The 26,533-nt window shown below is 60.6% G+C and carries 26 protein-coding genes and 1 pseudogene; 12 read left to right on the top strand and 15 right to left on the bottom strand.

The annotated features are described in order from the left end of the window. Positions 1-35 precede the first annotated feature (35 nt). On the bottom strand, positions 36-1,043 hold the full coding sequence (locus tag CRO46_RS01250) for a P1 family peptidase (protein WP_097106384.1): 1,008 nt from the start codon (positions 1,041-1,043) through the stop codon (positions 36-38). A gap of 11 nt (positions 1,044-1,054) precedes the next feature. Beyond that, entirely contained in the window at positions 1,055-2,179 is a 1,125-nt protein-coding gene (locus tag CRO46_RS01245) for an ABC transporter substrate-binding protein (protein WP_097104253.1), read from the bottom strand. Between the two features lie 177 nt (positions 2,180-2,356). On the opposite strand from CRO46_RS01245, the gene CRO46_RS01240 reads away from it, so the two are divergent. The 6 genes from CRO46_RS01240 to CRO46_RS01215 are packed head-to-tail and all read left to right on the top strand — an operon-like array spanning position 2,357 to position 7,807. Then, positions 2,357-2,851 carry a flavin reductase gene (locus CRO46_RS01240; RefSeq protein WP_342170712.1) on the top strand — a complete coding sequence of 165 codons (495 nt, stop codon included), beginning with the start codon at positions 2,357-2,359 and terminating at the stop codon, positions 2,849-2,851. A 47-nt stretch (positions 2,852-2,898) separates the two neighbouring features. After that, a complete protein-coding gene (locus tag CRO46_RS01235) occupies positions 2,899-3,822 on the top strand; it encodes an AAA family ATPase (RefSeq protein WP_097104251.1) in 924 nt (307 codons plus the stop codon). Beyond that, positions 3,822-5,048 carry a vWA domain-containing protein gene (locus CRO46_RS01230; RefSeq protein WP_097104247.1) on the top strand — a complete coding sequence of 409 codons (1,227 nt, stop codon included), beginning with the start codon at positions 3,822-3,824 and terminating at the stop codon, positions 5,046-5,048. Before CRO46_RS01235 ends, CRO46_RS01230 begins: the two co-directional genes overlap by 1 nt. Positions 5,049-5,108: 60 nt before the next feature. After that, positions 5,109-5,456, top strand: a complete 348-nt coding sequence (locus tag CRO46_RS01225) for an XdhC family protein (RefSeq protein ID WP_097104244.1) — start codon at positions 5,109-5,111, stop codon at positions 5,454-5,456. Further along, positions 5,456-6,166, top strand: coding sequence for an XdhC family protein (locus CRO46_RS01220; protein WP_097104242.1), 711 nt, complete (start codon positions 5,456-5,458; stop codon positions 6,164-6,166). The genes CRO46_RS01225 and CRO46_RS01220 overlap by 1 nt, the downstream gene beginning before the upstream one ends. Positions 6,167-6,169: 3 nt before the next feature. Beyond that, complete coding sequence (locus CRO46_RS01215; RefSeq protein WP_097104240.1) at positions 6,170-7,807, top strand: NTP transferase domain-containing protein; 1,638 nt, start codon at positions 6,170-6,172, stop codon at positions 7,805-7,807. Positions 7,808-7,920: 113 nt separating this feature from the next. Here the strand turns inward: CRO46_RS01215 and CRO46_RS01210 are convergent, their stop codons facing one another. Beyond that, positions 7,921-8,094: a DUF2256 domain-containing protein gene (locus tag CRO46_RS01210; RefSeq protein WP_097104239.1), complete on the bottom strand. Its 174-nt coding sequence runs from the start codon at positions 8,092-8,094 to the stop codon at positions 7,921-7,923. Positions 8,095-8,196: 102 nt separating this feature from the next. On the opposite strand from CRO46_RS01210, the gene CRO46_RS01205 reads away from it, so the two are divergent. Next, a complete protein-coding gene (locus CRO46_RS01205) occupies positions 8,197-8,514 on the top strand; it encodes a TfoX/Sxy family protein (protein ID WP_097104237.1) in 318 nt (105 codons plus the stop codon). 74 nt (positions 8,515-8,588) lie between these two features. Here CRO46_RS01205 and CRO46_RS01200 read toward each other — a convergent pair whose 3' ends face one another. Continuing rightward, complete coding sequence (locus tag CRO46_RS01200) at positions 8,589-8,981, bottom strand: hypothetical protein (RefSeq protein WP_097104235.1); 393 nt, start codon at positions 8,979-8,981, stop codon at positions 8,589-8,591. A gap of 27 nt (positions 8,982-9,008) precedes the next feature. Further along, positions 9,009-9,449, bottom strand: coding sequence for a cupin domain-containing protein (locus CRO46_RS01195; RefSeq protein ID WP_097104233.1), 441 nt, complete (start codon positions 9,447-9,449; stop codon positions 9,009-9,011). Between the two features lie 112 nt (positions 9,450-9,561). On the opposite strand from CRO46_RS01195, the gene CRO46_RS01190 reads away from it, so the two are divergent. Next, the gene (locus CRO46_RS01190; protein ID WP_097104231.1) at positions 9,562-10,497 is read left to right on the top strand and encodes a LysR family transcriptional regulator; all 936 of its coding nucleotides are present in this window, start codon (positions 9,562-9,564) and stop codon (positions 10,495-10,497) included. A 92-nt stretch (positions 10,498-10,589) separates the two neighbouring features. Here the strand turns inward: CRO46_RS01190 and CRO46_RS01185 are convergent, their stop codons facing one another. After that, positions 10,590-12,098, bottom strand: coding sequence for a DEAD/DEAH box helicase (locus tag CRO46_RS01185; protein WP_097104229.1), 1,509 nt, complete (start codon positions 12,096-12,098; stop codon positions 10,590-10,592). A 295-nt stretch (positions 12,099-12,393) separates the two neighbouring features. Here CRO46_RS01185 and CRO46_RS01180 point away from each other — a divergent pair. Continuing rightward, positions 12,394-12,890 (top strand): annotated as a pseudogene (locus CRO46_RS01180) (fasciclin domain-containing protein). A 90-nt stretch (positions 12,891-12,980) separates the two neighbouring features. Here CRO46_RS01180 and CRO46_RS01175 read toward each other — a convergent pair. The 3 genes from CRO46_RS01175 to CRO46_RS01165 form a co-directional block, all read right to left on the bottom strand. Continuing rightward, positions 12,981-14,297 (bottom strand): M23 family metallopeptidase, encoded by a 1,317-nt coding sequence (locus tag CRO46_RS01175; RefSeq protein ID WP_097104227.1) that lies wholly within the window; start codon positions 14,295-14,297, stop codon positions 12,981-12,983. Positions 14,298-14,406: 109 nt separating this feature from the next. Then, entirely contained in the window at positions 14,407-15,216 is an 810-nt protein-coding gene (locus tag CRO46_RS01170; RefSeq protein WP_244577798.1) for a ferritin-like domain-containing protein, read from the bottom strand. A gap of 54 nt (positions 15,217-15,270) precedes the next feature. After that, complete coding sequence (locus CRO46_RS01165; RefSeq protein ID WP_244577737.1) at positions 15,271-15,738, bottom strand: peroxiredoxin; 468 nt, start codon at positions 15,736-15,738, stop codon at positions 15,271-15,273. Positions 15,739-15,990: 252 nt separating this feature from the next. Between CRO46_RS01165 and CRO46_RS01160 the strand changes: the two genes are divergently transcribed. After that, positions 15,991-19,257: a YhdP family protein gene (locus CRO46_RS01160; RefSeq protein WP_179758906.1), complete on the top strand. Its 3,267-nt coding sequence runs from the start codon at positions 15,991-15,993 to the stop codon at positions 19,255-19,257. Between the two features lie 59 nt (positions 19,258-19,316). Here the strand turns inward: CRO46_RS01160 and tyrS are convergent, their stop codons facing one another. After that, a complete protein-coding gene (gene tyrS / locus CRO46_RS01155; protein ID WP_097104217.1) occupies positions 19,317-20,570 on the bottom strand; it encodes a tyrosine--tRNA ligase in 1,254 nt (417 codons plus the stop codon). Between the two features lie 224 nt (positions 20,571-20,794). On the opposite strand from tyrS, the gene CRO46_RS01150 reads away from it, so the two are divergent. Together CRO46_RS01150 and CRO46_RS01145 are read left to right on the top strand one after the other, a co-directional pair. After that, the gene (locus tag CRO46_RS01150) at positions 20,795-21,946 is read left to right on the top strand and encodes an anhydro-N-acetylmuramic acid kinase (protein ID WP_097104215.1); all 1,152 of its coding nucleotides are present in this window, start codon (positions 20,795-20,797) and stop codon (positions 21,944-21,946) included. 557 nt (positions 21,947-22,503) lie between these two features. Further along, entirely contained in the window at positions 22,504-23,241 is a 738-nt protein-coding gene (locus CRO46_RS01145) for a BglII/BstYI family type II restriction endonuclease (protein WP_097104213.1), read from the top strand. A gap of 12 nt (positions 23,242-23,253) precedes the next feature. On the opposite strand, the gene CRO46_RS01140 is transcribed toward CRO46_RS01145, so the two are convergent. The 5 genes from CRO46_RS01140 to CRO46_RS19800 all read right to left on the bottom strand — a co-directional run bounded on the left by CRO46_RS01140 (position 23,254) and on the right by CRO46_RS19800 (position 26,419). After that, on the bottom strand, positions 23,254-23,886 hold the full coding sequence (locus tag CRO46_RS01140) for an MT-A70 family methyltransferase (RefSeq protein ID WP_097106380.1): 633 nt from the start codon (positions 23,884-23,886) through the stop codon (positions 23,254-23,256). Positions 23,887-24,035: 149 nt separating this feature from the next. Next, the gene (locus tag CRO46_RS01135) at positions 24,036-24,581 is read right to left on the bottom strand and encodes a P-loop NTPase family protein (protein ID WP_097104210.1); all 546 of its coding nucleotides are present in this window, start codon (positions 24,579-24,581) and stop codon (positions 24,036-24,038) included. Positions 24,582-24,681: 100 nt separating this feature from the next. Beyond that, the gene (locus CRO46_RS01130; protein ID WP_143438914.1) at positions 24,682-25,191 is read right to left on the bottom strand and encodes a hypothetical protein; all 510 of its coding nucleotides are present in this window, start codon (positions 25,189-25,191) and stop codon (positions 24,682-24,684) included. Between the two features lie 65 nt (positions 25,192-25,256). Continuing rightward, positions 25,257-25,457 (bottom strand): hypothetical protein, encoded by a 201-nt coding sequence (locus tag CRO46_RS01125; protein WP_097104205.1) that lies wholly within the window; start codon positions 25,455-25,457, stop codon positions 25,257-25,259. 92 nt (positions 25,458-25,549) lie between these two features. Further along, complete coding sequence (locus tag CRO46_RS19800) at positions 25,550-26,419, bottom strand: hypothetical protein (RefSeq protein ID WP_143438913.1); 870 nt, start codon at positions 26,417-26,419, stop codon at positions 25,550-25,552. Positions 26,420-26,533: the final 114 nt, after the last annotated feature.

Here is a 26,533-nt window from a genome sequence, read left to right as displayed (position 1 = left end):
TCATTGCTGCGGCGTGCGGGCAACCGCGAGACGGCTCAAAGCCCGGCCGTGCTCCAGGCAGGCATCAAATCGCGATCGTCCGGCGTGGCCTCGTAGATGCCGCGGGCAATGGCGCGGCTCATGGTCGAGGCGGCAGCAGCGCACAGGTCGATGAATTCGTCGCTGGTCGGCTTCCGGCCCGAGGCCCCGGTGGCGAGTGCGAAAACCAAGTCTCCGTCAAACGGCGTGTGGCTGGGCCAGATCGCCCGGGCAAAGCCGGCATGGGCCGCAATCGCAAGGCGTTTTGCCTCGGCCTTGCTCAGTCTGGCATCGGTGGCGATAACGGCAATGGTGGTGTTGGAGCCGCCGCGGGACATGTCTCGGAACTTGATTTTCAGGTCGGTCGCGTCCGCGGGCATCGGCGACGGCATCCCGAGACCTCCGAATTCATCGCCGATCTCGAAGGGAGCAGCCCAGAAATGGCGCGTGTTGCCGATGGTGGCGGTACCCATCGGATTGGCGGCGACAAGGGCGCCGACGGTCAGGCCTTCCGCGACCAGCGCAGAGGCCGAGCCTAGGCCGCCCTTAAAGGTAGCGGTCAGCGCACCAGTTCCGGCGCCGGAGGTTCCAATGGCGAAATCCTCTGCGGCGGCTCTTGCTGCCTGGTAGCCCAGCTCGCGATAGGGTGGATAGCGTTCCCAATCCTTGTCTCCGCCATTGATCAGGTCAAACAGGATGGCCGACGGAATGATCGGGATGCGGTGCGGGCCGACCTCAAAACCCATGCCGCGGTCGCGTAGACAGGCCTGGGCGCCGCTGGCCGCATCCAGCCCGAAGGCGGAGCCGCCGGACAGCACCAGGCCGTTGACGGTCTCGACCGTGTTGTGGGGCTCGAGCAGATCGGTCTCGCGGGTGCCGGGTGCGCCGCCGAGAACCTGAACGGCTGCCGTGGCGGGCGGATCGCAGACAATGGCGGTAACGCCGGAATTCAGCTCCGCGTCGCTGGCATTGCCGACGGTGAGGCCCGCGACGTCGGTGATCAGGTTGCGCGGGCCAGCCTTCATGGCAGTCCCGATCATTGGCCGTCTCCGCCGATTCGGGCTGCGCCCTCGATGCTCAGCCGTTTGAATTCGCCATCCCGCAGGATGGCAAGCACGAAACCAGGTTCCCGTCGTTCGCCGTTCTCATCGAAAGTCACCGGTCCGAGGGCGGTTGAAAACGTGGTACTTCGCAAAGCTTCATCGAGACTGGTCTCGCTGTATTCCATGCGCGTGGCGATGGTGCCGAGAATTTCGGCTGCGGCATAGGCGGGTATTCGCAGCCCTTCGGCAATCAGGCCGTTGTCTTTCAGGATCCTGCTGGCTGCTTCGGCCTCCGGTCCCGGCGTGGCGCCAGCTGCCAGCACGGCCAGGGTGCCGTCGGGTAGCGGGAGCTCGCCTTGTGGGGCGTGCAACAGATCGCCGCCCATGAATTTGAGTGCGACGCCCTGGCGTTCGGCTTCCATGGCAATGACAGCGAGGTCGGAGCGTTCGCCGCCGACAAAGACGCGGGCGACGCCGGCGGATTTGAGCCTGCGGATCAGGCTCGGCTGGGTCGCTTGGCCGGGCCGGTAATTGTCGACGAAAGTGGGTTTCAGCCCGCGCTCCTCGAGCTTGATGCGGATGGCCTCGACCAGTTCGCGTCCGGAGATCGCGCCATCCTCGATGAGCGCGAACGGCTTGTCCGCCCACAGCCGGAGGATGGCTTCGGAGGCAATATCGGCTTCGGAACCCGCGCGCGGGGCGAGCCGGAAGAACTTCCAGCCCAGGCGCGCTGCTTCTTCGCCGATGATGTCGGCGCGGACGGTGAGGGTGATGACCGGGATGTTTTCGTCAGACAGCAGCGGCAAGGCAGCGGCCAGACTTTCTGTGCACAGGAACCCCACCACCACATTGGCGCCGGCCTCGATCATCGCGGCGGCGGCGTCGGCGCCGGCCTGTTCGGAGCAACCGTCCTCGCCCTCGACAATGTCATCAAACACCCCGGGATTGGCATTGTCCCAGACCGAAAAAGCCTCTCGAACGTGATCGCCGAGCGGTTTGAACTGGCCTGATTGGGGAATGACGAGGCCGACATGGAAGGGTTCCGCCAGCGCTGGAACAGCGGCAGACAACAAAGCCACGAGCAGGGACAGGCGCAAACAGGGAAGCCGGATCAACATGGCCGGTATTTAGCCCGGCGAACCCGTGTAATCAAAGCAAAATCCGTTGCTTGGGTCCGAACTGGCGCTGGTGCGGGATAAAAAGTCGTGCCCGGCGGGTTTCAAAACTGCGTTGAGACTTTATGTATGGACGACAGGAAGACGACCGGGACGCGGTCCCAGAACCGAGGCGCAGGCGTGTTGAAACGGCAGACAATCGATACCAGAGATTATCGCGATGCGATGGCGCGTTATGCCGGGCATGTGCAAATCGCCACGACCCTGCACGAAGGTGAGCGGCGGGGCGTGACGGTGACGGCGGCTTGCTCGGTGTCGGACAACCCCGGCACACTGCTGGTGTGTCTCAACCATTCGAACCCGCTCAACAGGATCTTTATCGAATCGGGTGTCTTCGCACTCAACACGCTGCTCGCCGATCATGAGCACCTGGCAAACGCATTTTCCGGCCGCGATCACCTGAGCGTCGAAGACCGGTTTGCACTGGGTGAGTGGGACACGATCACCACCGGCGTGCCGACACTGGTGGGGGCTGCGGCTGTCTTTGACTGTCGCTTGGTCGATGCCAAGAACGTTGCCACCCATACCGTGCTGATCGGTGAAGTGACCGGTCTAAGAACCGGACCTGCCGGTCCTGCGCTTCTGTATCTGGACCGCGGGTACCATTCCGTCTAGCCTCGGTTTGAGGGAGACCCTTCCAAAACCCCGACCCCGGAGCCACGATGTCAGTCATCCCAGATCTGCCAAACTCGATTGACGAGACGCTGGCGCTGCTTTCGGGCGAGGATTATGTCGCCAACCGCGCCTTGGCAACCGTGCTGTTCTTGAGCCTGCGCATGAAGCGGCCCCTGTTCCTCGAGGGCGAGGCCGGGGTCGGCAAGACCGAGATTGCCAAGGTGTTATCGAAGGCGCTGGACCGGCCGCTGATCCGGCTGCAGTGCTATGAGGGGCTCGATGTTTCCTCGGCGGTCTATGAATGGAATTACCCGGCGCAGATGCTGGAGATCCGGCTTGCGGAGGCCACCGGCGAGGATGACCGCGGCGCCATCGAGCAGTCGATCTTTTCCGAGAAGCATCTCATCCGCCGCCCGGTGCTGCAGGCGCTTCAAAGTTCAGGCGGCCGGGCACCGGTGTTCCTGATCGACGAGCTCGACCGGACCGATGAGGCGTTTGAGGCGTTCCTGCTCGAGATTCTCTCCGATTACCAGGTTACGATCCCCGAACTCGGCACGATCAAGGCAGACGAGCCGCCGATTGTGATCATCACCACCAACCGCACCCGCGAGATCCACGACGCGCTGAAACGGCGCTGCCTGTATCACTGGGTCGATTATCCCGCAGCCGATGTGGAACTGGAGATCGTGCGGCTGAAGGTTCCGGGCTGCCAGCAGGAACTGTCGCGGCAGGTGGTGGCCTATGTCCAGAAGCTCAGAAAGATGGATCTGTTCAAGAGCCCCGGCGTGGCCGAGACCATTGACTGGGCAACCGCACTGACCGAGCTCGACAAGCTGGCGCTCGACCCGGAGACCGTATCGGACACGATCGGCACATTGCTCAAGTATCAGGATGACATTGCCCGCATCGAAAGCAGCGCCGGCCGGGAGCTGCTGACCGAGGTGAAGGCCGAGCTGACACAATCGCTGTGATGGCAGACGCCGCACACACCTCTGGTTTTAGCGGAGGCGACGGCCGTATCCCGGACAACGTGGTCTATTTTGCCAGGGTCCTGCGCAAGGCCGGGCTCAAGGTTGGGCCCGCGGCAGTGCGTGATGCGGTCGACGCGGTCCAGATCGCCGGCATCGGCAGCCGCGAGGAATTTTACTGGGTGCTGCATTCGGTGTTCGTCAAGCGGCGCGAGGATCACGAGGTCTTTGACCAGGCGTTCAAGCTGTTCTGGCGCAGCCGTGACCTGGTCGAAAAGATGATCGCCATGTTCTCGCCGGTGGCAATGGAGAACAGGCAGCGCGAGAAACTGCAGGCCGGAGAGACCCGTGTCAGCCAGGCGCTGTTCGAAGGCCACGAGAAGCAGCGGCCGCCAGAAGACAAGCCGATGATCGACATCGATGCGCGGGAGACGACTTCCGGCCACGAGGTATTGAGGCAGCAGGATTTCGCTCAGATGACAGCGGTCGAACTGGCCGAGGCCAAGCGTGCCATCGGCGAGCTGTCGTTGCCCTTCGACCTGGTCGAGACCAGGCGCTTCAAACCGTCTGCGGTGCCGATACGGATTGACCCGCGTGCGACCATGCGGGCTGCGATGCGCACCGGCGGCGATCTGATCCTGCCACGATTCCGCAAGCGCCGCAAAGTGCATCCGCCGCTGGTGATCATCGCCGATATTTCCGGATCGATGAGCCAGTACACCCGGATCTTCCTGCATTTCATGCATGCGCTGAGCGAGCGCCGGCGCGGGGTTCACACGTTCCTGTTCGGCACACGGCTGACCAACATTACACGGCAGATGCGCAACAAGGATCCCGACGAGGCGGTGGACCAGTGCACCGGTACGGTCAAGGATTGGTCGGGCGGAACCCGGATCGGCGAGGCGCTGCGGCTGTTCAACCGGCAATGGTCGCGCCGGGTGCTGGGGCAGGGCGCCGTGGTGATCCTGATCACCGACGGGCTGGAGCGCGAGTCGATCGAGGAACTCGACACCGAGATGGACCGTCTGCACCGGTCGTGCCGGCGGCTGATCTGGATGAACCCGCTGCTGCGATTTGACGGCTTCGAGGCGCGCGCCCGCGGAGTGCGTACGATGCTCGACCATGTTGACGAATTCCGGCCGGTCCACAACATCGACGCGATGGCCGATCTCGTCGCCGCACTGGGCGAGAGGAATGCGTCGGCAGCCGATCCGCGTCGCTATCTCTGACGCCCCTTGTCATAAACTGCCGGCAGGGGCCATATTCGTCTAACAAGGATGGAGGCTGGCATGACACCGGGAAGCATTGTTGGGGATGGCGACGATCAGCTCGATCCGCTGACGGTTGCCGAGCGCTGGATGCTCTCCGGCCGCGAGGTTGCGGTGGCCACCGTCGTCGAAACCTGGGGCTCCGCGCCGCGGCCGGTCGGCAGCCATCTGGTGATCGATGAAGAGGGCAATTTCAGCGGGTCGGTCTCAGGCGGCTGCGTCGAGGGCGCGGTGATTTCCGAGGCCGCCGACGTGATTGCCAGCGGCGAGCCGAAAATGCTGGAATTCGGCGTGGCCGATGAAACTGCCTGGCGGGTCGGGCTGTCCTGTGGCGGCAAGATCCAGGTCTATCTCGAGCGGGTCGGCTGATGGACCCGCACCTGCTCAGAAAGCTCAACGAAGCCCGGCGCGAGCGGCAGGCGGTGATCATGCTGACCGATCTTTCTGAAGGCCGCAACCGGCTGGTGAAGAAGGGCGATCCGGTTTCGGGAGAGCTTGGCGAGGCCGTGACGAAGGCGTTCCGGTCCGGCAAATCAGGCGCGATGGAAGCCGAAGGGCAGCGCTTCTTCATCAATGTCCATCTACCGGCGCCGCGGATGGTTATCATCGGCGCGGTCCACATCTCGCAGGCGCTGGCACCGATGGCGACGATGGCGGGTTTTGACGTGCGGGTGGTTGATCCGCGCACCGCCTTTGCCACGCCGGAACGGTTTGAAAACGTCGAGCTGATTGCCGACTGGCCGGAGGATGCGTTGAAAGATCGGCCGATTGATGCCTTCACGGCGCTGGTGGCGGTGACGCATGATCCGAAGATCGATGACTGGCCTTTGATAACGGCGTTGAAGGCGGAGGCGTTCTATGTCGGCGCGCTGGGTTCGCGGAAAACCCATGCAAGACGGGTGGAACGGCTCACGCAGGCTGGTCTCAGCGAGGCCGACATCGGCCGGATCGACGCACCGATCGGCGCTGATATCGGCGCACAGAGCCCGCAGGAAATCGCCGTTGCGATCCTGGCGCAGGTGATTGCGGCGCTGCGCAAGTCGGCTCAACCAACCTCCAGTCAGCCGCCGAAAGAGTGACAAATGTACTTTGGTCCTGTGCCGTTGTCTGAGGCCGAGGGGGCGGTGCTGGCGCATTCGCTTTCGCTTGGCGCGGTGCGGCTGAAAAAGGGCCATGTACTCAGTGCAGAGGACCTCACGCGTCTTGGTGCTCAGGGCGCCGATGAAGTGATCGTGGCCCGGCTCGACGAGGGTGACGTCGGCGAGGATGCGGCCGCAGAAGCGCTGGCCGGGGCATTTGCCGGCTCCAGTATCCGTGCTGCCAATGCGTCCACCGGGCGGGTCAACCTGCACGCCGAGGAGGCCGGGTTGTTCCGTGCCGACAGATCCCTGGTCAATGCGTTCAATGCGATCGACCCGGCAATCACATTTGCCTGCCTTGACGATTACAGCGCAGTGCAGGCAGGCGAGATGGTGGCGACGATCAAGATCATTCCGCTGGCGGTCTCCGGCGCCTCGCTGGCACGTGCCATCAGTGCAATCGCGGTCAACGGCCTTGCACAGGTGCGGGCATTCCGCCCGGCGAGGGTGGGGCTGATCGCGACGCGTCTGCCGACACTCAAATCCAAGGTGATGGAAAAGACCCGCCAATTGCTGGCGTCCCGGCTGGCGCTGAGCGGCTCCGAGCTCGTGGAAGAAATCCGCGCTGCGCATGACGCAGCGGCGGTCGCGGGCGAGATCGGGCGGATGGCAAAGCTCCACCAGATGATCATCGTCTTCGGTGCGTCCGCGGTCACCGATTCCGAGGATGTGATCCCGGCAGCCATACGGCAGGCAGGCGGCCATGTTGAGCGGGTCGGGATGCCTGTCGATCCCGGCAATCTGCTGGTGCTGGGCTGGCTGGGAGAGGTGCCAATCATCGGTGCGCCGGGCTGTGCCCGCAGTCCCAAGGAAAACGGCTTCGACTGGGTGCTGGCCCGAATACTTGCCGGTGAGCCGCCATCCTCGGTGGACATTTCGGGAATGGGCGTGGGCGGGCTGCTCAAGGAGATCCCGACGCGGCCGCAGCCCCGGCAGCCGGTCGTGAAACGAGGCCGCAGACCGGGAACTGATGTTGCCGTTGTTCTGCTTGCTGCCGGACGCGCGAGCCGGATGGGGGTGGCGGCGGGACACAAGCTGCTGGCAGCGTTCGATGGCGAGACGCTGATCCGCAAGATGGCGGGCACGGCCCTGGCTTCGCACGCGGGCCGGACGGTGGTGGTAACCGGGCACCGCAGCGCCGACATTGCCAAGAGCCTTGCCGGGCTTGCGGTGGAGATGGTGCACAATGGTGAATTTGCCACCGGCATGGCGTCATCGCTGCGCCACGGGCTGGGCGCGCTTGGTGCCGACGTATCGGGCGCACTGGTGCTCCTGGGCGACATGCCGGCGCTGAAACCTGCCCATCTCGACCGCTTGATCGAGACCTTCGCTGCGCATGGGGGAACTGCAATCATCCGCGCCTGTGACGGGGACCGGCGCGGAAATCCGGTGATCCTGCCGAGATCCGCCTTTGCCGACGCCATGACGCTTACGGGTGATGTCGGTGCCCGGGCACTGATCGAAAGCGGCACCTGGCCCGTGATTGATGTCGAAATCGGACCTGCCGCACGGCTCGACGTTGATACGCCAGCTGCGGTGCGCGAAGCGGGCGGCGTGACAGAGACGCCTGCACCGGACTGATGGCCCGCTGTTAGAGCAATTCCAGCGAAAGTGGGAACCGGTTTCGGGTCCGGAATTGCAGCAAAACAACAAGAAAGAGCATTTACGGTGACTCTGTCTCCGCCGGAAATGCTCTAGCCTGTCACGCGCGGTCCGGTTGCCCGGATGCGGGCTGCGGACCGGCAGCGATCCGAGCAGTATCTGACCTCATCCCAGACGCGAGCCCATTTGCGCCGCCAGCTGAAGGGACGGTTGCAACAGGCGCATGACTTTTGCGGCAGGTCGGATTTTTTGACCGGTTTCGACATTATGCCGATATGGTGCGGGACCGCTTGACGGCAAGATGGGTGAGCACAGAACCGGTAGACGTTCAGGCCGCTTAGTAAGGCTGCAGGGCAAGGGGGAATGCAATGGACAATGACGCAATCCGAGACATGTTTGTCAGCCTCGGCGATGTGACGATCAAGCGCATGTTTGGCGGCAAGGGCATCTATCATGAGGGCAGGATCCTGGCGCTGGAGGTCAGCGGGGACATTCTGCTCAAGGCAGATGCGCAGACGGCGCCGGCGTTTGCCGAAGCCGGCGCCAGCCAGTGGACTTATGACGGCAAGGCCAAGCCGGTGGCGATGCCCTACTGGTCGATACCCGATGCAGCGCTTGATGATCCGGATGAGCTGGCCAGATGGGTGGCGCTGGCGTGGGATGCGGCGTTGCGCGCCAGGAAGTGACAAACCACGCCGTGACCGAGCTTGCCCCAGGCCATCGCGGATGCGCCCGGTGCGGGCCAGGCGCATCATGCGCGTTATTGCGGCTGCGCTCCGGGCTGAGCACCCACGCCGTGGCGAAACACCACGAAGGCGAACAGCGCCATCGAGACCAGCGCAAGCACCGAGCCGATCTTGGCAAGGGTTTCGCCCGATCCGGAGATCGCAAGGGCTATGCCGGGCACCAGCACCAGAACCGCAGCGGTTGTGAGCAGGTAGTGGATCCCGGCCAGTCTGGATCCGGCAGCCGTGGGACTGAGCGCGTAGAAGGTGCCAAAGACCGCCATCGCCACGAAGCCGATCAGGTTGAGGTGACCATGGGCCGGTGCCAGGGTGTGATCGCTGGTGGCGGACATCTGGATGCCCCAGATCATGCCAATCAGGGCGAAGATGGCCCCGGTAACGAAAAAGCGGGTTGCGATGTGTTTCATGGGTCTACTCCTTAAAGGGTGTTACAATCACAAGGGTGGTCCGGTGAAGTCCATCTGATACCGGGCTGCGGCTTCGGCGATTACGGGCATGTCCTGAGGAATCCGGAACTGTCCGGCGGCCATTTCTGCGAAGAAGCCTTCGAAGCCTCCGGGCGTCAGGATGACGAGATGACGCGAGGGGGAGTCGCTGACGACCTGGAAGGTGTGTTCCTTGCCGCGGGGAATAAACATGGTTTCGCCGGGCCCTCGGGAGAGCTCCTTGCCCTCCAGCCAGAACAGGATATCTCCCGACAGGATGACGAAGGTCTCATCGGCGCCGTGGTGGACATGGCGCGGCGGTCCGGTTTTCGACGGAGAGACCGAATCCACCACTGAAATTGCGCCGCCGCTATCGGCGGTCTTGAGGATGGTCCTGTAGTGGACGCCGAGCCACTCAACGGCATCAGCACCAAGTATGTTCATGGTCATCGTTTCCTCCTTGCGTGCAGCGAAGGGTACGAAGGCGCATTCGATTGAATGAACGTTAGATGAGGTGTATCTATTCGTACAATCGTATTTTTATATACTGGATATTTGTCAGATGGATTTGCCAGCTTTTGATCTGAATTTGCTGCGGGTGCTTGATGCTTTGCTGCGTGAAGGATCAACGGTGAAGGCCGGAGCGCGGATCGGCTTGTCGCAACCCGCGGTATCCGCCGCCCTGGGGCGTTTGCGCAGCGGTCTCGGGGACGAATTGTTCTTTCGCTCCGGACAGGGTCTCGAACCCACCGATTATGCCAAATCCCTCGAGTTGCCGTTGCGTGAAATCTTCAGCGATATCGAGGAAGTTCTGGCCAAGCCAAAATCCTTCGATCCGGAAACGGCCAAAGTGAATTTCAAGATTTCCGGGAGCGATTATTTCGCCGAAATGCTGATGCCGCGGCTGGCGGATCGCGTGTCCAAGCAGGCGCCAGGTGTGCGGGTGCAGCTGGTCGACCTTGTGGCAGATATCAATGTGGACTCGGTTGAGCAAAACGAAGTGGATCTGGCACTTGCTCCGGCCCTGCCGCTGCCAGGCTGGGCTGTAAAGCAAACCATGTTCCGGTCGAAATATTCGCTGATCGCGAGGAAGGGAAACCCGCGTTTCGCCCATGCCGGATTGAAGCCAGGCGATGTGGTGCCGATCGATCTGTATTGCGATCTTGGGCACGTGCTGTTTTCGCCCGAAGGCAAGCTTTCTGCGGCCGGTGACGTGGCGCTTGCACAGGTTGGCCGGAAGCGCCGGGTGGTGATGACGATGCCGGTGTTTTCCGGTGTCTACGGTGCAGTAAGTGAATCCGACCTGATCGCGCTGTTGCCGCATCAGCTGGCCAGACATGTGGCCGGCAAATTCGGGTTGGAGCTCTATGTGCCGCCAATGGCGGTCGATCTGGTGGAAATCATCATGATCTGGCACCGGCGCTCGACGGCGTCACCGGGCCACCGCTGGCTGCGGAACATGATTGCCGACATTCTCAAGCCGCTCGACGACAGTTGAAGAGAGCCGGTCATCTGCCGTGCGGACAAGATAAAACGCCGCCGGCCGGGTTGGCCAGCGGCGTGAATGTCGCGGATTCCTGTCCGGGTGGATCAGTACTTGCCGCCGATCATCATGAAGGCTGGAATGTCATCGCCAAAGCCAACGGGCGTTGGTTCGCGATCATCATTGTCGCGGCCGCCACGGCGGTTGCGATTGCGGTTGCGGTCCTCGTTGGCGTTGGCCGGCTGCGGTGTGCGCTGCTGCGCGGCTGAACCTGCCGGCTTTTCCTGGCGAGGCTCTTGCTTGACTGCTGCTTGGATGACCTTTTCCTCTTTTTTCGGTTCGGACACTGTTTCCGCTTCGGCGGCTTTGGCGGGCTTTTCGTCCTGTGCCCGCTTCTCGCCGCGACCGGAGCGGCGTGCCGACGACTTGCTTTCACCGCGACGGCCGCGTGCGGGCTTGTCATCGGCCGGATCGGCGGACTGGATGGCGTCCTGACCGTCGAGCCATTCGATCTCACGATCGATCAGCTTGGTGATCGCGTCGACATATTTGGCATCGCGGCGCGAGACCAGGGTGAAGGCGGCGCCTTCGCGTCCGGCACGGCCGGTGCGGCCGATCCGGTGCACGTAGTCTTCGGCGTGAATCGGAACGTCGAAATTGAAGACGTGGCTGACGGCCGGAATATCAAGGCCGCGAGCTGCGACATCGGAGGCTACGAGCAACGAGATCTCGTTGTCCTTGAAACCCTGCAGCATGTTGGTGCGCGAGCGCTGGTCCATGTCGCCATGCAGGGCGCCGACCGAGAAGCCATGCTTTTGCAGCGATTTGTAGAGATCGGCGACATCTTTCTTGCGGTTGCAGAAAATGATCGCGTTCTTCAGTTCGCTCTGGGCGCGGATCAAATCACGCAGGCGTTCGCGCTTTTCGTAGTCCTTGCTGCCGCAGGCGACGAGGCGCTGTTCCACCGTTGCGGCGGTGGATGAGGGCGGCGCCACTTCGACGCGGGCCGGGTTCTGCAGGAACTTGTCGGCAAGCTTCTGGATCTCGGGCGGCATGGTGGCCGAGAAAAACAGGGTCTGGCGGGTGAACGGAATGAATTTGACGATGCGCTCGATGTCAGGAATGAAGCCCATGTCGAGCATCCGGTCGGCCTCGTCGATCACCAGCAGCTCGACACCGGTCATCAACAGCTTGCCGCGTTCGGTGTGGTCGAGCAGGCGGCCCGGCGTTGCAATGAGGACGTCGGCACCGCGTTCAAGCTTGCGGTCCTGTTCCTCAAAGGAGACGCCGCCGATCAGCAGCACGATGTTGAGGCGGTGGTTCTTGCCGTATTTTTCGAAGTTCTCGTGAACCTGCGCTGCGAGTTCGCGCGTCGGCTCAAGGATAAGGGTTCGTGGCATGCGCGCCCGGGCGCGGCCGCGTTCCAGCATCGTCAGCATCGGCAAAACGAAGGATGCGGTCTTGCCGGTCCCGGTCTGGGCGATGCCGAGAATGTCACGCCGTTCGAGAGCTGGAGGGATCGCACCAGCCTGAATCGGGGTTGGCGTCGTGTAGCCGGCATCAGTTACGGCGGACAGTACTTTTTGGCTTAAGCCAAGATCAGCGAAAGTGGTCAATTGGGAGCGTTTTCCGTTTCGGAGTGTGCGGCAATGCGCGGGAGCGAGCTTTACGCACGGTCCCTTGCGGTTTCGAATAGTCGTTGCAGTGCATTAAGTCAAGGAAAAGGCCGCAACTGCGCTGTGTTGACCCATTTTGGCACACGTGCTGCCGGTCGAATATTCAAGTCGTCCGGCACGGAAAAAGTCGATCGGCATCTTCACCCCGCCTTATGCAGGATAGGGGTGGTCCAAAACACTCCGGGTTTCGTGAAAGGCGACGTCGGGGGCTCAACACCTCACAATGAGCAATTACATGAAACTGACCAAGACTGTCGCAGCAGCCGTCATCGCTTTCGGTCTCGTCGGCGGCGCAGCCAATGCCGCGTCACATTCGGGCGCGAAGGATATCGTCGACACCGCCGTGGAAGCCGACGGCTTTGACACGCTGGTCGCCGCAGTGCAGGCAGCGGGACTGGTCGAAACGCTCAAGGGTGAGGGGCCATTCACCGTGTTCGCGCCGACCGATGAGGCGTTTGCCGCTCTGGGCATGACCGTGGATGAGCTCCTGAAGCCGGAAAACAAGGACAAGCTGGTGGCGGTGCTGACCTATCACGTTGTCGCCGGCAAGGTGATGTCGTCCGACCTCGTTGACGATTCGACGCCGGCGACCGTTCAGGGGTCGATGGTGACGATCGACCTCGACAAGGTCCGATGGTCAATGATGCCAATGTTGTGAGCGCGGACATCGATACCTCGAACGGTGTCATTCACGTCATCGACAAGGTGCTGGTACCAAAAGGCGTGCTGTAAGCGACCTGTAAGCAACGACCTTCAGTGACTGCAAAGGGCCGCGAATGCGGCCCTTTTTGTGTCATCAAGCTGATGAGCGGATTATCACTCTCAGTTGGAAACCAGAAGCGGCTTGAGTTTCTTGGCGGCCTTGAGAAAGCGCATCGGATCGACAGCGTTGCCGTCGCGGCGCACTTCGTAATGCAGGTGTGGCCCCGTGGAGCGGCCGGTGGATCCGGATTTGCCGATGCGCGTGCCCGCCGACAGGTGGTCGCCTTCACGCACCTCGACAGTAGACAGATGGGCGTAGCGGGTGGTGATGCCGTTGCCATGGTCGATCTCGACCATCTTTCCGTAGCCGCCATTGCGTCCGGCATGAACGACGATACCCGAACCGGTGGCGAAGATCGGTGTTCCGGTCGGCGTGCGGAAATCGATGCCGCCGTGGAACGCAAGCCGGCCGAGAAACGGGTCGCGGCGATTGCCATAGCGCGAGGTGATTTCGCGACCCGGCGCGGGAATGCCGATCGGCAATTTACGGGCGTGGCGGCGAACGGTGTCGAGCCTGCCGAGCGCCTGGTCGAGATCGTCGAGCGTGGCTTCGAAGGCATTCGGATCATTGGGGCGTACAAAAGGCCCGCCGACCGCACTGTCGGCGATTGCCGGCCTAGGCAGGCCTGCAGACTTGATTATCTCGTCGATCTCCGAGGCCGTCTCGAAGGCGTTGATTGCCAGGCCCTGCATCTTCTCTATCTGCTCGCGTTCGATGGATTTGAGCGAGAGAGTAACGCTGGAAAATATGCGGTCGGCGCGTTCTCCCACGGATTCCCGCTGCGTCGAGTTTGAGTCTGCACCATAAGCAAGTGGATTGATGCGCGCGGCCGTTGGTTCGGTGACCAGGGTTGGGCTGGAGGCGAGTGCGGCAAGGCGCGCTGTCTTCGCAGTCACGGCCAGCGCAGGCTCAGCCGGCAAGGCCGCCTGTTTCTTGGGATTGCTGACGGGAATCGGGACGTGGTCTGGCGAGACTCCAACGCGATCGAGCAACGGGCCGATCTTGCCGTGGCGGTTGCTCAGCGCATTCTGGCGGGCAATCAGTTCGGCAACCTTTTCTTCCATCAGCTGCTGATCGAGCAACTGGCGGCTGGTGACCCGGTCAACCTGTGACCTGAGGGCTGCAATCCGGTCCTCATAGGCATGCTGCATACGCGCCTGACGCGCCATCGATGCGCCGATCAGATCATCGCGCAGAACCAGGTAGGAGGTGGCACCGAGATAGCCGATGGCCATCACGCCCAGGACAGACATCACCAGCCCGGCCACCCAGGGACGAACGGTTATATGCCGAATGCTTTCGCCGCTGGCGAAAATAATGGTGTGAGAGTGTTTGGGTTTCTTGCCAAAAACGCGGCTGTCCTGTCTCTGCGACACGCGGTAATCCTGTCCAAAACGGTTTGCCGTTGCTTGTTCAGGGGCGATTACACCCTGTTAAGGTTAACAAAGCTTTGAACTGGCGGCGCCCGATGCCCATTGCGTGACTTCAGGACATGTTCTGGCTGGACAGGGCGCGATAGAATGTAGGCGTCAATCCGGCGGCAGCACGGGCGAGATCGTTGAACGGAGGTTTGAGGCCGCCGCGAAAATTGGCGCGCACAAGCAGCTGGAAGGTTTTGGCCGGGTCCTTGCCTTCGCGCGCGCAGATAAAACGGAACCACTTGGCGCCGATTGCCACATGCTTCTTCTCGTCTTCGTAGATGATCTCGAGCACGTCTGCAGTGTCGTGATCACCGACCTCGCGCATCTTGGCGAGCAGGGAGGGGGTGACGTCCAGGCCACGGGCCTCGAGAATCAGGGGGACAACGGCCAGACGCGCCGTCAGGTCATTACGGGTGTCGTGTGCTGCCTGCCATAACCCGTCATGGGCCGGCATGTCGCCATAGTCGGCGTCGAGCGCCTGCAGCCGCTGCCGCACCAGCTTGAAGTGCTTGGCCTCCTCGAAGGCCACCTGCATCCAGCCGTCAAAGAAACTCTGCGGCATCGGGCTCGCCGCAAAGCGGGCGACGATGTCGAGCGCGAGGTCGACCGCATTGAGCTCGATATGGGCGATGGCGTGCAACAGGGCGATGCGGCCCCGGCGCGAATTGAGCGAGCGGCGGACCACTTGCGTCGGAGCGACAAGGTCCGGCTTTGCCGGTCGCCCGGGCCGCAGCGGGGGCAGCGTATCCAGCGGCGAGCGCAGGGACAGCCGCCGGGAGTGCCAGCGGTTTGCCACATCCTGCGCAAGGGCGGTCTTTTCCAACAGGTCACCGGCACGCACGGCACGCGCTGCACCGTCGCGCAAGGAAAGTATTCTCTCAGAGTTGGTGGGCAATGGACTTCCAGACCTTGTTGTTCATACGGCGGATCAGAGCGACTGGACAGCCTCGAGCACGGCGTGGGCGTGGCCCTTTACCTTGACCTTGCGCCAGACCCTGGCAATCTTTCCGGCGCCGTCGATCAGAAATGTGGAGCGCTCCACGCCCATATAGCTGCGGCCATACATGCTTTTTTCTTTCCAGACGCCGTAGGCTTGGAGAACCGACTTGTCTTCATCGGAAGCGAGGATGACACCGAGATCGTGCTTGGCGATGAACTTGTCATGGGCCTTGACCGGGTCGGGCGATACGCCGATGACAACGGCGCCGGCATTCGCGAATTCGTCCGACAGGGCAGTGAAGTCGAGTGCTTCTGTAGTGCAGCCGCTGGTGTCGTCCTTCGGATAGAAATACAACACCACCGTTTTACCAGCCAGATCGGCCAATGACACGTTTCCGCCGCCATCTCGTGGCAGGTTCATCTTTGGTGCCTGAGCGCCTTCAACAATTTCGTTCACCATGGATCCCTTTCGCAGGCTCATTCGCGTTTTGACAGGTGACCCTGTCATCGGGCGATATATAAACACTCATCTGAGCGTCCAGAAGAATCACCGCCAAAACAGAAAGATATCATCCCAACGCCCATGCCGGATCAGCCGATAGACAAGGTTCTGTTCAAAAGACGCGACATTATCGGGTTGCACGAATATCCGTCGGCAAATTTTGAGGATGCTATTCTGGTGCGCGGGCACCATCCACGACACTGGAGTGTGAGCTCTCTCCGGTGGATCGGCGGGGTCTTGCTGCTCGTGCTGCTGCTTTTCGCCGGCCTCGTGGGTGCCCTGGAGACCGGGACGTTCGACGGCTTCATCCGTGACCGCGCGCAATTGGCGCTGGCGCAGGCAGTCGGACCAGGCAGCCGGGCCGAACTGAGTTCGGCGGGAGTTCGTCTGACAAGCCGTGGACAGCTGGCGCTGCTGGCCGGGGACGTGGTGGTCGAGCGGCTTGATGGCTCAACGCCTGCAACCCGGGCCGCGCGCACGCTGATTTCGCTCGATCCGCTGCCGCTGCTGGCGGGAAGACTGTCGATATCATCGGTCGAGATTGGAGGGGTGGACCTGGTCGCACCGCAGGGCGATGGCTTCAACCTGACAGATCTCGCCGGATTTCGCGTTGACGGCACCGATGCGATGATCGAGCAGTTGTTTACGGTCCTGAACAAGGTTGCGGTCCAGGTTGATGCCGTGGAGGCCAAATCATTTCGGTTCTCCGACATCCGCATTGCCGGGGTCGGCGAGCCGGTGGTGATCGAGAATGGTCTGGTGCGCCGGGACGATGCGATGCGATACCATGTTGAGGCCGAGATTGTGCGAAATGGCCGCAAGATCGACTTCACCGGAACCGCAAGCGCAAGGGCGAACGAGACCGGTCTTTCAAAGATTACCGGCGAGATCGGCGGTTTGGCGGTCGATTTTCTGACGGAAGGGCCGAGCGACCGGCAGAACGGCGTCACGGCGCCGTTGCAGATCACCTTCACGGCCGGGCGCGCCACGGAAAAACGAAGCCCGGCCCTGTCGATCAGGGTCGCCGCCATTGACGGCATCATGACGATGGGCGGTGTTCAGGCAGATGTGCGCGATGCGCGGGTCAATCTCGTCTACATGCCCAAGATGCACAAGATCGAGATCACGCCCTCGATAATCCGGATCGGCGAAACCGTTCTGCCCTTCACCGGCGGCCTGATCGATGCCGACCGGCTTGCCGCTGAAACCGGCGAGGGGGTCGCTTTTGATTTTGTCATCGACAAGGGGCTTGCAGCACCGGGCGATTCCGACGAGGCGCCGATCCCGTTTGCCGGCAAGGCCTTTGGTTGGTTTGACGCAGCCAACCGGAAACTCGTGGCTGACGAGCTGACCGTCGCCTCGGCGCAGGGTGCCATGTTCGGCTCCGCGTCTTGGCGGTTCGTGGAAGGGATTTCACCCGAGATCAACCTGGTTGCGCAGGCGGAGCGGATGTCGACGGCCGCAGTGAAACAGCTCTGGCCTTATTGGGTTGGAAAACGGGCGCGGCAATGGGTACTCGAGAACCTTTACGGCGGAACCGTGCGCAATGCCCGCATCCAGCTGGCGGCACCGGCCGGCCACTACAAGCCCAATGAGGATGTCTTCTTCACGGAAGACCAGCTGCAGATCGATTTCGACATCGAGCGCGCGCGAATGAATGTTGCCGGAGAAATCCCGCCGTTGCGCGATACAGTCGGACACATGCAACTCAGAGGCTCGAGGATCGGTTTCCACATCGCTTCGGCGACAGCGTTTTTCCCGACCGGGCGAACCGTCGATGTGAGCGATGCGGAGTTTCTGATCCCGCGCGCCAACGAACGCCCGCTGATGGCAGAATTGTCGATGTCGGTACGGGGCCAGGCCGATGCTGTTGCGGAGCTGATCAGCTATCATCCGATCGATGCGCTCGACAAGATCGGGCTTCAGCCCTCGGAGCTGAGCGGCGAGATCTCATCGACGGTGACGGCACGGTTCGGGCTGATCAACGATCAATCGCCTCCGCCGCCGGACTGGAACGTCAATCTCGACATGAAAGGCGTTGATATTGCAAAGCCGGTGGAGGGCCGGGCGCTGGCCGGCATGGACGGCAATCTGCAGGTGACCCCGCAACGGGCGGTGCTGAAGGTCGATGCGCTGGTCGACGGTGCGCCGATGACGCTCGACATCATCCAGCCGGTGGACACCAAGGCAGAGGTGGTTCCCCAGCGCATCCTGTCGGGAACGCTCAGTCCCGAGGACCGGGAAAAGATCGCGCCGGGCAGCGGCGCTCTGTTCTCCGGCCCCATCGGTTTCACACTCGAGGTTGATACAGAGGACAGCGCGCGGCAGATCATCAGTCTCGATTTGACTGCAGCAGAGCTGACAGTGCCGGGCATCGGCTGGGTCAAGGGCGAGGGCATTGCCGCAAAGCTCGACTTCGTGATGGAGACCGACGGCGACATCGCCAGGCTCACGGATCTGAAACTGTCGGGAGAGGGGTTCTCCGCCTCGGGCGAGGTGACGCTGAACGGGGGGCAGCTTGAACGCGCCAGGTTCGGCCGCATCGCGCTGTCATCGCGCGATGACTACCAGGCCGATATCACCCGGAAGGGAAAGGGCTACCAGGTCAAGGTCGACGGCAAATCGGTCGATCTGCGCCCGGTCATCGCGCTGGCAAAATCTGCCGGCAAGAGGGCGTCGGGGGAGAGTAGCGCTTCAGTGCGGGTCGAAGTCTCTGGCAGTGTCGATGCGATGTATGGTTATTCGGACGAGCGACTGTCATCGGGCAGTGTGAGCTACAAGGGCCAGGGCGACCGGATCGATCTGCTTGACTTCAAGGCCGTCACCGAAAGCGGGCAGGCTGTGGTGATGGCGATCTCCGGCGGCGCGGCGGGGGAGACCATAGAGGTCACCAGCGGCGATGCCGGTGCCTTTGCGCGCTTTGCCGGCATCTATTCGCGCATTCGCGGCGGTTTGCTCAATGTCCGGCTCAAGCGTCAGGACGGTCCGTTCCGGCGCGGCTCGGTTGATATACGCAATTTTGTGGTGGTGGGCGAGCCGCGCCTTGGATCGCTGGTGTCCACGCCGAGCCCGAGTGATGGCCGCAGCCTGAGGGATGCAGTGAAGACAGATATCGATGTTTCCGAGGCCAGGTTCGAGGTCGCCAGTGCGCGTCTGGTGGCCGGTAATGGAGAGCTTCATGTCAGCGAAGGCGTCGTTCGCGGCCCGCAAATCGGCGCATCGTTTCAGGGGCAGATCTATGACTCCAAGGATCAGATCGACCTGACCGGGACCTTCATGCCGGCCTATGGAGTCAACCGGCTGTTCAGCGAGTTGCCCATCATCGGCGTGCTTCTGGGCAACGGGCGCGACCGGGGCTTAATCGGCATCACCTTCCGGCTGACCGGCAAGACCGCTTCGCCGCAGCTGAACGTCAACCCGTTGTCGGTCATCGCGCCCGGAGTGTTCCGGTCAATCTTCGAATTCCGGCCGTAAGAGACCGCCCGCCCCCAGGGATGAGGCGGTCTTGTCGTCCCGGACCGGGATACAGGTTCTCACTGCGGTCGCACCAGAACGTGCTTCTTCTTGCCCAGCGACAGCTTGATGACGCCGTCATCATTGAGATAACCCGCATCGACCAGCGTCTTGTCGTCGGTGACAGGGACGTCGTTGAGCTTGATCGCGCCGCCCTTGACGTGACGGCGGGCTTCCCCGTTGGAGCTTGCCAGTCCGGCCTGAACGAAAAGGGCCAGCAGTCCGATGCCGGCATCAAGATCAGAGGCCGACACCGAAATCGTCGGCAAATCGGTGGCTGTCTGCCCTTCTTCGAAAGTCTTGCGGGCGGTTTCCGAAGCCTGTTCGGCTGCTGCCCGGCCGTGCAGCATGGCCGTCACCTCGGTTGCCAGGATCTTTTTGGCTTCGTTGATCTCTGCCCCGCCCAGTGCCTCAAGCCTGGCGATCTCATCAAGCGGCATGGTGGTGTAGAGCTTGAGGAAGCGGCCGACATCGGCGTCCTCGCTGTTGCGCCAATACTGCCAGAAATCATAGGCGCCGAGCATGTCCGCATTGAGCCAGACTGCGCCATTGGCCGACTTGCCCATCTTGGCGCCGGATGAGGTGGTCAGCAGCGGCGAGGTCAAGGCGTAGAGTTGCGGACAGTCCATCCGGTGACCGAGGTCGATGCCGTTGATGATGTTGCCCCACTGGTCAGATCCGCCCATCTGCAGGCGGCAGCCGTAGCGCTTGTTGAGCTCGACGAAGTCATAGGCCTGCAGGATCATGTAATTGAATTCAAGGAACGAAAGCGATTGCTCGCGGTCGAGCCGGGTCTTGACCGAATCGAATGCCAGCATTCGGTTAACCGAAAAATGCCGGCCGACATCGCGCAGGAATTCGACGTAGTTGATGCCCATCAGCCAGTCGGCATTGTTGGCCATCACCGCATCCTGCGGACCGTCGCCGAAATCAAGGTAATTGGAGAACACCGACTTGATGCCGGCGATGTTCTCGTCGATCAGTTCGGGAGTGAGAAGCTTGCGGGCCTCATCCTTGAACGATGGATCGCCGACCATGCCGGTACCGCCGCCCATCAGCGCAATCGGACGATGACCGGTCTTCTGCATCCAGTGCAGCATCATGATCTGGATCAGGCCGCCTGCGTGCAAGCTCGGTGCGGTCGGATCGAAGCCGATATAGGCAGTGACGATCTCGTTGCGGAACAAGTCATCAAGACCTGTTTCGTCGGAGGACTGGTGAATGAACCCGCGTTCGGAAAGAATGCGCAGGAAATCGGACTTGAAGGCTGACATGTCACTGACCTTGAACTCATGACGGAAATACCGCAAACAAATACGGGTGCCTCGTCAAAGCGGGCACCCTGCGGGGGCTTTACCATCAGCGCGCTGAGCATTCAACCAGAGCCGTTTGCGGCCGCGGCAATGGCTGCAAATGCAACGGCTTCACAGACAGGCCAGGCAGGGCTCGCTGAATTTGCGGGCACCTCCGAAGGCTGACTTCAACCGGGACGATGACTATGAACAAGACGGTTCAAATCAAACGGGCCATCGGGCTGATGAGCGGCACGTCGATGGACGGCATCGATCTGGCGATGCTGGAAACCGATGGCGACATTATCGTCAGGCGCGGGGCGTCGTCGTTTGCCGCCTATGACGCGGCGTTCCGCAAACGCCTTGAGGCGGCGCTTGAGACAGCCAGGAGCATCAGGGCACGCGGCGAGCGGCCCGGCGATCTGGCGGAGTTGGAAACCGAGCTCACTGACCGTCACGCGGAAGCCGTTGAGGAATTTCTCGCCAGGGAAGGCCTGTCCACACCCGATGTCGACGTGATCGGCTTTCATGGCCAGACCGTGCTGCATCGTCCGCTGGAGGCGCTGACCGTCCAGCTGGGTGATGGCGAGCGGCTTGCAGCCCGGCTTGGAATCGATGTGGTCCATGATCTGCGCGCCCGTGACATGACGCTGGGCGGGCAGGGGGCGCCACTGGTGCCGGCCTATCACCGCGCGCTTGCGGCAGGACTGGGTGACGAGTGGGCGGAAGAGATGCCGGTGGTCTTCGTCAATATCGGCGGCATCTCCAACATTACCTATATCGGTTGCGATGGTGAGCTGAGGGCCTTCGACAGCGGCCCTGGCAATACGCTGATTGATCAGTGGGTGCAGCGACATGCCGGCATTCCCTATGATTCAGCCGGCGCGATCGCATCGGAGGGGCGGGTGCTCTCAGGGCTTGCCAACCGCTACCTTTCTTCACCGTTCTTCACCGCCAAACACCGGGTGTCGCTTGACCGCAATGATTTCACCTTGCCGGACGACTCCGAAGCCGGGCTTGAGGATGGCGCACGGACGCTGGCATTTGTCACCGCTGCCGCCATTGCCAAGGCGCAGGCGCATCTTGCGGAAAAGCCGAAGCTATGGATCCTGACCGGCGGCGGGCGTCACAACCGGATGATCGTCGAGGATCTGACGGTTGCCACGCGGCACACGGGCAGGGTGATTCTCGCCGAAGAAGCCGGGCTGAATGGCGATTCGATGGAAGCTGAGGCCTGGGCCTGGCTGGCGGTGCGCTCGGTTGCAGGCCTGCCGCTGACCTATCCCGGGACCACCGGCGTCAGCGAGCCGGCGACCGGCGGCGTTCTGGCGCGCGCACAGAAACGCGCAGCAGGTTGAACGAGGTTTGCCGTGCCGGGGTGTTGCTGACCATGGCCGGCCCCGCAAAAGTGGATTGATCCAGAGCATGCTGTGCTGGTCGGTTGCCGGGTTTGCCGTCCAGACTGATGGCGGCTGCTTGCTGTAAAGCCGGTCAAACTGCGCGATGGCGAGAGTGCCCGTGATGCTGCCTTGCACAGGAGAGCTGTCCAGCGTGTCAGCTTCTCAGCAAAACCGGCGCTGACCACAGCCGCCCGCAGGCAACGGTGCCTGCAACACGTACAGTCAAAGAATTCCAGGTGCGTCAGGGGAACAATGGTGGGCGATGAGAGACTCGAATTTTCATTTCTCTCATCGTTACTCTCTTTAAAGTATTGATTTAATTATCATTGTAATACATTCAGTTTATGCAATTTGTGACATTGTGACGAGCGATTTTTTGTGACGTTTTTGGATTCAGGCATTTTTCGTAGTGCAGGGACTCCAACTGATATCTTTAGTTGTGTCGGCGTCACCAAACACGCTTATCGAAGATTAAGAATCAGTTAGTGTTGCAATAACGAGGGACGGGTGGGCTCATGAGCAACGAAGAAGAACTACAGGAAGAAGAGGGTGACACATCGCTATCGCCATCTCTGGCGGATGCGCAATCACTCGTTGATGCCCGAGTGCCTGAAGCACTTCGTTCCCGCTATGATTTTTTCAGTTACAAAAACGCAGTAGTTATTTTAGCTGAAACTCATCCCACGGAATGGGCAGAACTTCTCGACGCACTAGATAAATTCTCTATTACCAAGGAAATGATCACCGAAGGGGGTGGAAACGAATCGCGCATCCCCAAGGCGATAAGCGCTTGTTTGAGGCCTTTTAACTGGCATGAGACGGTTATCAGGGGCGACTTGCACGTTAAGCTTATTTGGCGAGAGGTAGTTCGCATAACAAAGTCTGGAAAACCGGTAACAGCTGAGCGTGATAGCACACTGGTGCGGGAAGGATTTCTTGACGGTCATAAAATTGACTACGTGAAGAACAAGGTTGCCTTCGATCTGGAGTGGAATAGCAAAGACCAGACGTTTGACCGAGACCTATATGCCTTCAATGCATTCTATCAAGCTGGTGCGATTGACGCTGCTGTTTTGCTAACACGCAGCGCCGAGCTCAATGAAGTTTTTAGTGATCTCGGTATTGCGGGGAAATATGGTGCCAGCACAACATGGATGGGTAAGCTGCTCTACCGTCTCAATGCTGGGCGAAATGGCGGCTGCCCGGTGCTAGCGATTGGTATCAGGCCCGGTTGTGTGGCTGATTGGCCATAGCCGAGCCTGTCCTTACTCGGCAGCTACAGCGCGCGAATGGTTGCTATAGGTGTCCCAAGTTGGGTGATATTCATCGTCAGCCTGATTTCCCCACACAGTCCACTTTGGCCGTGTCCCCCTTGCAAACATTTCAAGGTATGGACCGGGCGAGCACGCTTCGATCAGGTCATATTGCTCATCGGGCTTGCGAGAATGCTCCCGCTTCCGAGTAGCCAAATAGTTGACTTGTGTCCGGCCAGGATCAAGAGTTCTAGCGTTTTTGCCGCGCACGCCAAAGAGTATGATCTCCGTGACATTGCGGAAATAGAAGCCAACGCCACGGCCGTCCGATCCACCGTCCTTACGAATCTTGTGCCAGATGAGATTTGTCTTGTAGTTGAAACCCCAGCTCTTCATTACCTCCAAGCCTTCCGGCAGCAAGGCGTTTGGAACCCAGAGATACAGATGTGCGGTAGTGTCAGCTACATCTGCTACCGGTAGCTCCTGAATTTCCGGAAGAGACATTGTGCCGTAACGGCTCAAGCGGCGATGCTCTGGCGCAACCTTGCCTGTTCGATTCACGAACTGCCAAGGTGGGTCAGCAAGAATGGTCTTGAACTTTTTCCCCTTGGCGGTCTGGATCAGTTCTGAAGCGGGATTGGTCATAAGAATCTCTCGTTGATCGTTGAGGCATAGCACAGTGAGCCGTGAAAAAAAGTGTCGGTGGAATCTTCCCGCCGATCTGCGTCGGCGGGAAGTTCGTTATCGCTCGGTTTGGAGCGGTTCGCACCCGGTCGAGTTGGTAACGTTTTTTGTTATGCTACGCCCCGGATTGATTCTTCGTCTGCTTCGGTCATGTCCTCGAAATCGGGTTCCGGTGCAGGGCTGTCGCCGGGCTCGACGAAATCAACACTGTCATCTGCCAAGGGTTGGAGCCCCACGGGTCGAAAACGCGGATTTTTCTCCGCCTCGTATGCAGCGCGATCCCATGCTTCCCAAGTTGCACCGTCAACGGTTTCATCGGGCTCCGGTGGAATGATGATGTGATGCTGTTTTAGGGAGCGGAATGCGGCGCGAACTTTCCGAAGCGCGGAGATGTAAGCCCCCATGTCCATAATCATGTTATCCAGCCTCGTTTCCGGCCCTTCGAATTCGCTGAAATCATCGAGGATCTGATCCAAAAAGTCTTCAAGGGTTTCATATCCACCGGCGCTACTGAGTAGGGTGTCGGGTTCATACTCATTTACGATGTTGCCGAAGGCGTCATAGTCCTTGAGTGTCATGTTCAGGAAGTGTTGGAACATTTCCTTTTCGGTCCAGACTGCGCCATCAGCGGGGGTGGTGGTATAGTTGGTGTTCATGTAAGATATTCTCCTTGTGTGATGGCAGGAAAGCGCCTGCCTCGCTATTGCTGCCGGTTCGTCTGAAGTTTGGACGCCGAAGCCGAACCGGCAGAATTCTTCATTCCTGTTTTGCGCGGAAAGTCGCCATCGTATGTCGGGTCGGCCTGCGCAGTTGTGACTGGATTGCTTTCAAGTGTTCAATCTCAGCAAAAGAGGCCTTCAGCGCTTCCACGTCGCCGCGAGGTAGATTGGCGCTGCGGACTTCTGCGTCATTTATCGCTGTTTCGATCTCTTCCAACTTGTAGGCGTTGATGAGAGCCGCGAGTTCGGTTGCTGCATCAATGAACACGTTGGCCAGACCTTCGGCACGTTGCATCGCGGTTAGCGGTTCGTCGCGTTCAAACTCGCTTCGAAACTCTTGCTTTGCCTCGTTAAGTTCACTGCCCAAAACGTCGACACCAAACGCGTCAAGGTTCTCGTAGAATTCCAGAGAGCGATTACCGACAAACTCTTCGAAGGACGTGATTGCGTAATCGGGTAATTTGGATGCTTCCAAAAGCCCCTCGCGCATTTTCTCCTTTTGCCGTTGCCGGTGTTCTCGCGCTCGTTGTGCTACTGACTTCGCCATAAGCTTAAGTTCCGTTGCCGTTGTGTTGCATTCAGAAAGTAACGCAACGGGAAGAAATATGCAAGTCATGAAGCCAAAATAATTTCGCTTTCATCCTCGCCGGAGAAAATCTCGATAGGCCAGATGCTCAGGTCGCCAAGGGCTTCGATGAGTTCGCTGCGAAGGCAAACCGGCGCGGCGGGATCAAAGGCGCGGGCTATGCTCTCAAGGCGATCAAGGGCAGCGTGATAGGCATCGGTGTGAAAATAGATGTTGGTGGCTGGCATGCGGTGCTCCATCGGGTTGATTTGCACCACGATAAGCCGCCGAAGAATCTCACGTCAACAATAAATATTCAATTAAAACAATAAGTAAGCGCTTACTGTGAAGCTGTCGATTCACGCGGTTCAAGCTGTTGCTTGAGCACTTCAGCGCGCCGGAAAGTGTAGATTTCCTTCGCCGTGCTCCGAAGGTTGTTGGTCGCGAAATACCAATCACCGGAAATAGGACGGGAAAGGATCGCAAAGCGTCCTTTGTGCGGGCGAACGGTGAATGAGTGCTTTGCCGCGTAGTTTGCCCATACAATGCTTGCGGGCTTGAGGTGGGCTTGATGCTGTCGAACCTGCTTCCACTCGCCAGCGGCCAATCTGAGGGCTTTGCGCACGGCTGAGTAATCGGTGTCCTCAAGCCCGGCAATCTCGCCGTGAAGGTGAAGGCGCTGCCGATGGCCTTCGGTGATCTCGAAGGCAAACCAGAAGTCGACTTTCCGGCCAAGGGCTTCGAAGAGACGCCGTGCGATGCGGGCCGAAATCCACTTCGCTGCCTTCGACTCTTTGCGAACCTGGGCTTCCACTTCCGGCGAGAGATTGAGCGTGAACGCGGTTGCCGGTCCGAAGCTCGCCACGGCGTAATGAAGCTGCTCAAGGCGTGCAACGTCGCTCAGGTCGCGCCAAGGGGCGGGTGTGGTGTGCTGGGGAAGGAAAGGCGTGTCAGCGCCGTAGTGGCTCCAGAACCGTTTCGTGCGGGCCTGTTCCTTGTCGGTGAGCGGTTCCGTTGCGGCGGGTGTGTCGGTTGCTGCTGCTTGTTCGTTGGTCGTGGTGTTGTGAGCCTGATGTGCTGGGGTAGGGGTAGGGGGAGAGGACCTAACAACGTCGGTAACTGAAGTCCTCGCACCGGTGCCCGTATCGCCGGAACGCTCGACGCCTTGGAAACGCTGGCGAAAACGAGCATCCCGATAGGGTGATTTCACGCGTCCAAGGTTTACCTTTTTGTCATCACGTCCAGCTCGCCGGGGCGACGATGTAGGAAATATTTCCTGATTTTCTTGGTGCATTCCGGTGGCGGAATGGCTATAATTTGAAGT

This window comes from Parahoeflea halophila (assembly GCF_900220985.1).
Taxonomy (GTDB): Bacteria; Pseudomonadota; Alphaproteobacteria; order Rhizobiales; family Rhizobiaceae; genus Hoeflea; species Hoeflea halophila.
This window is presented reverse-complemented; position numbering and strand designations above follow the sequence as displayed.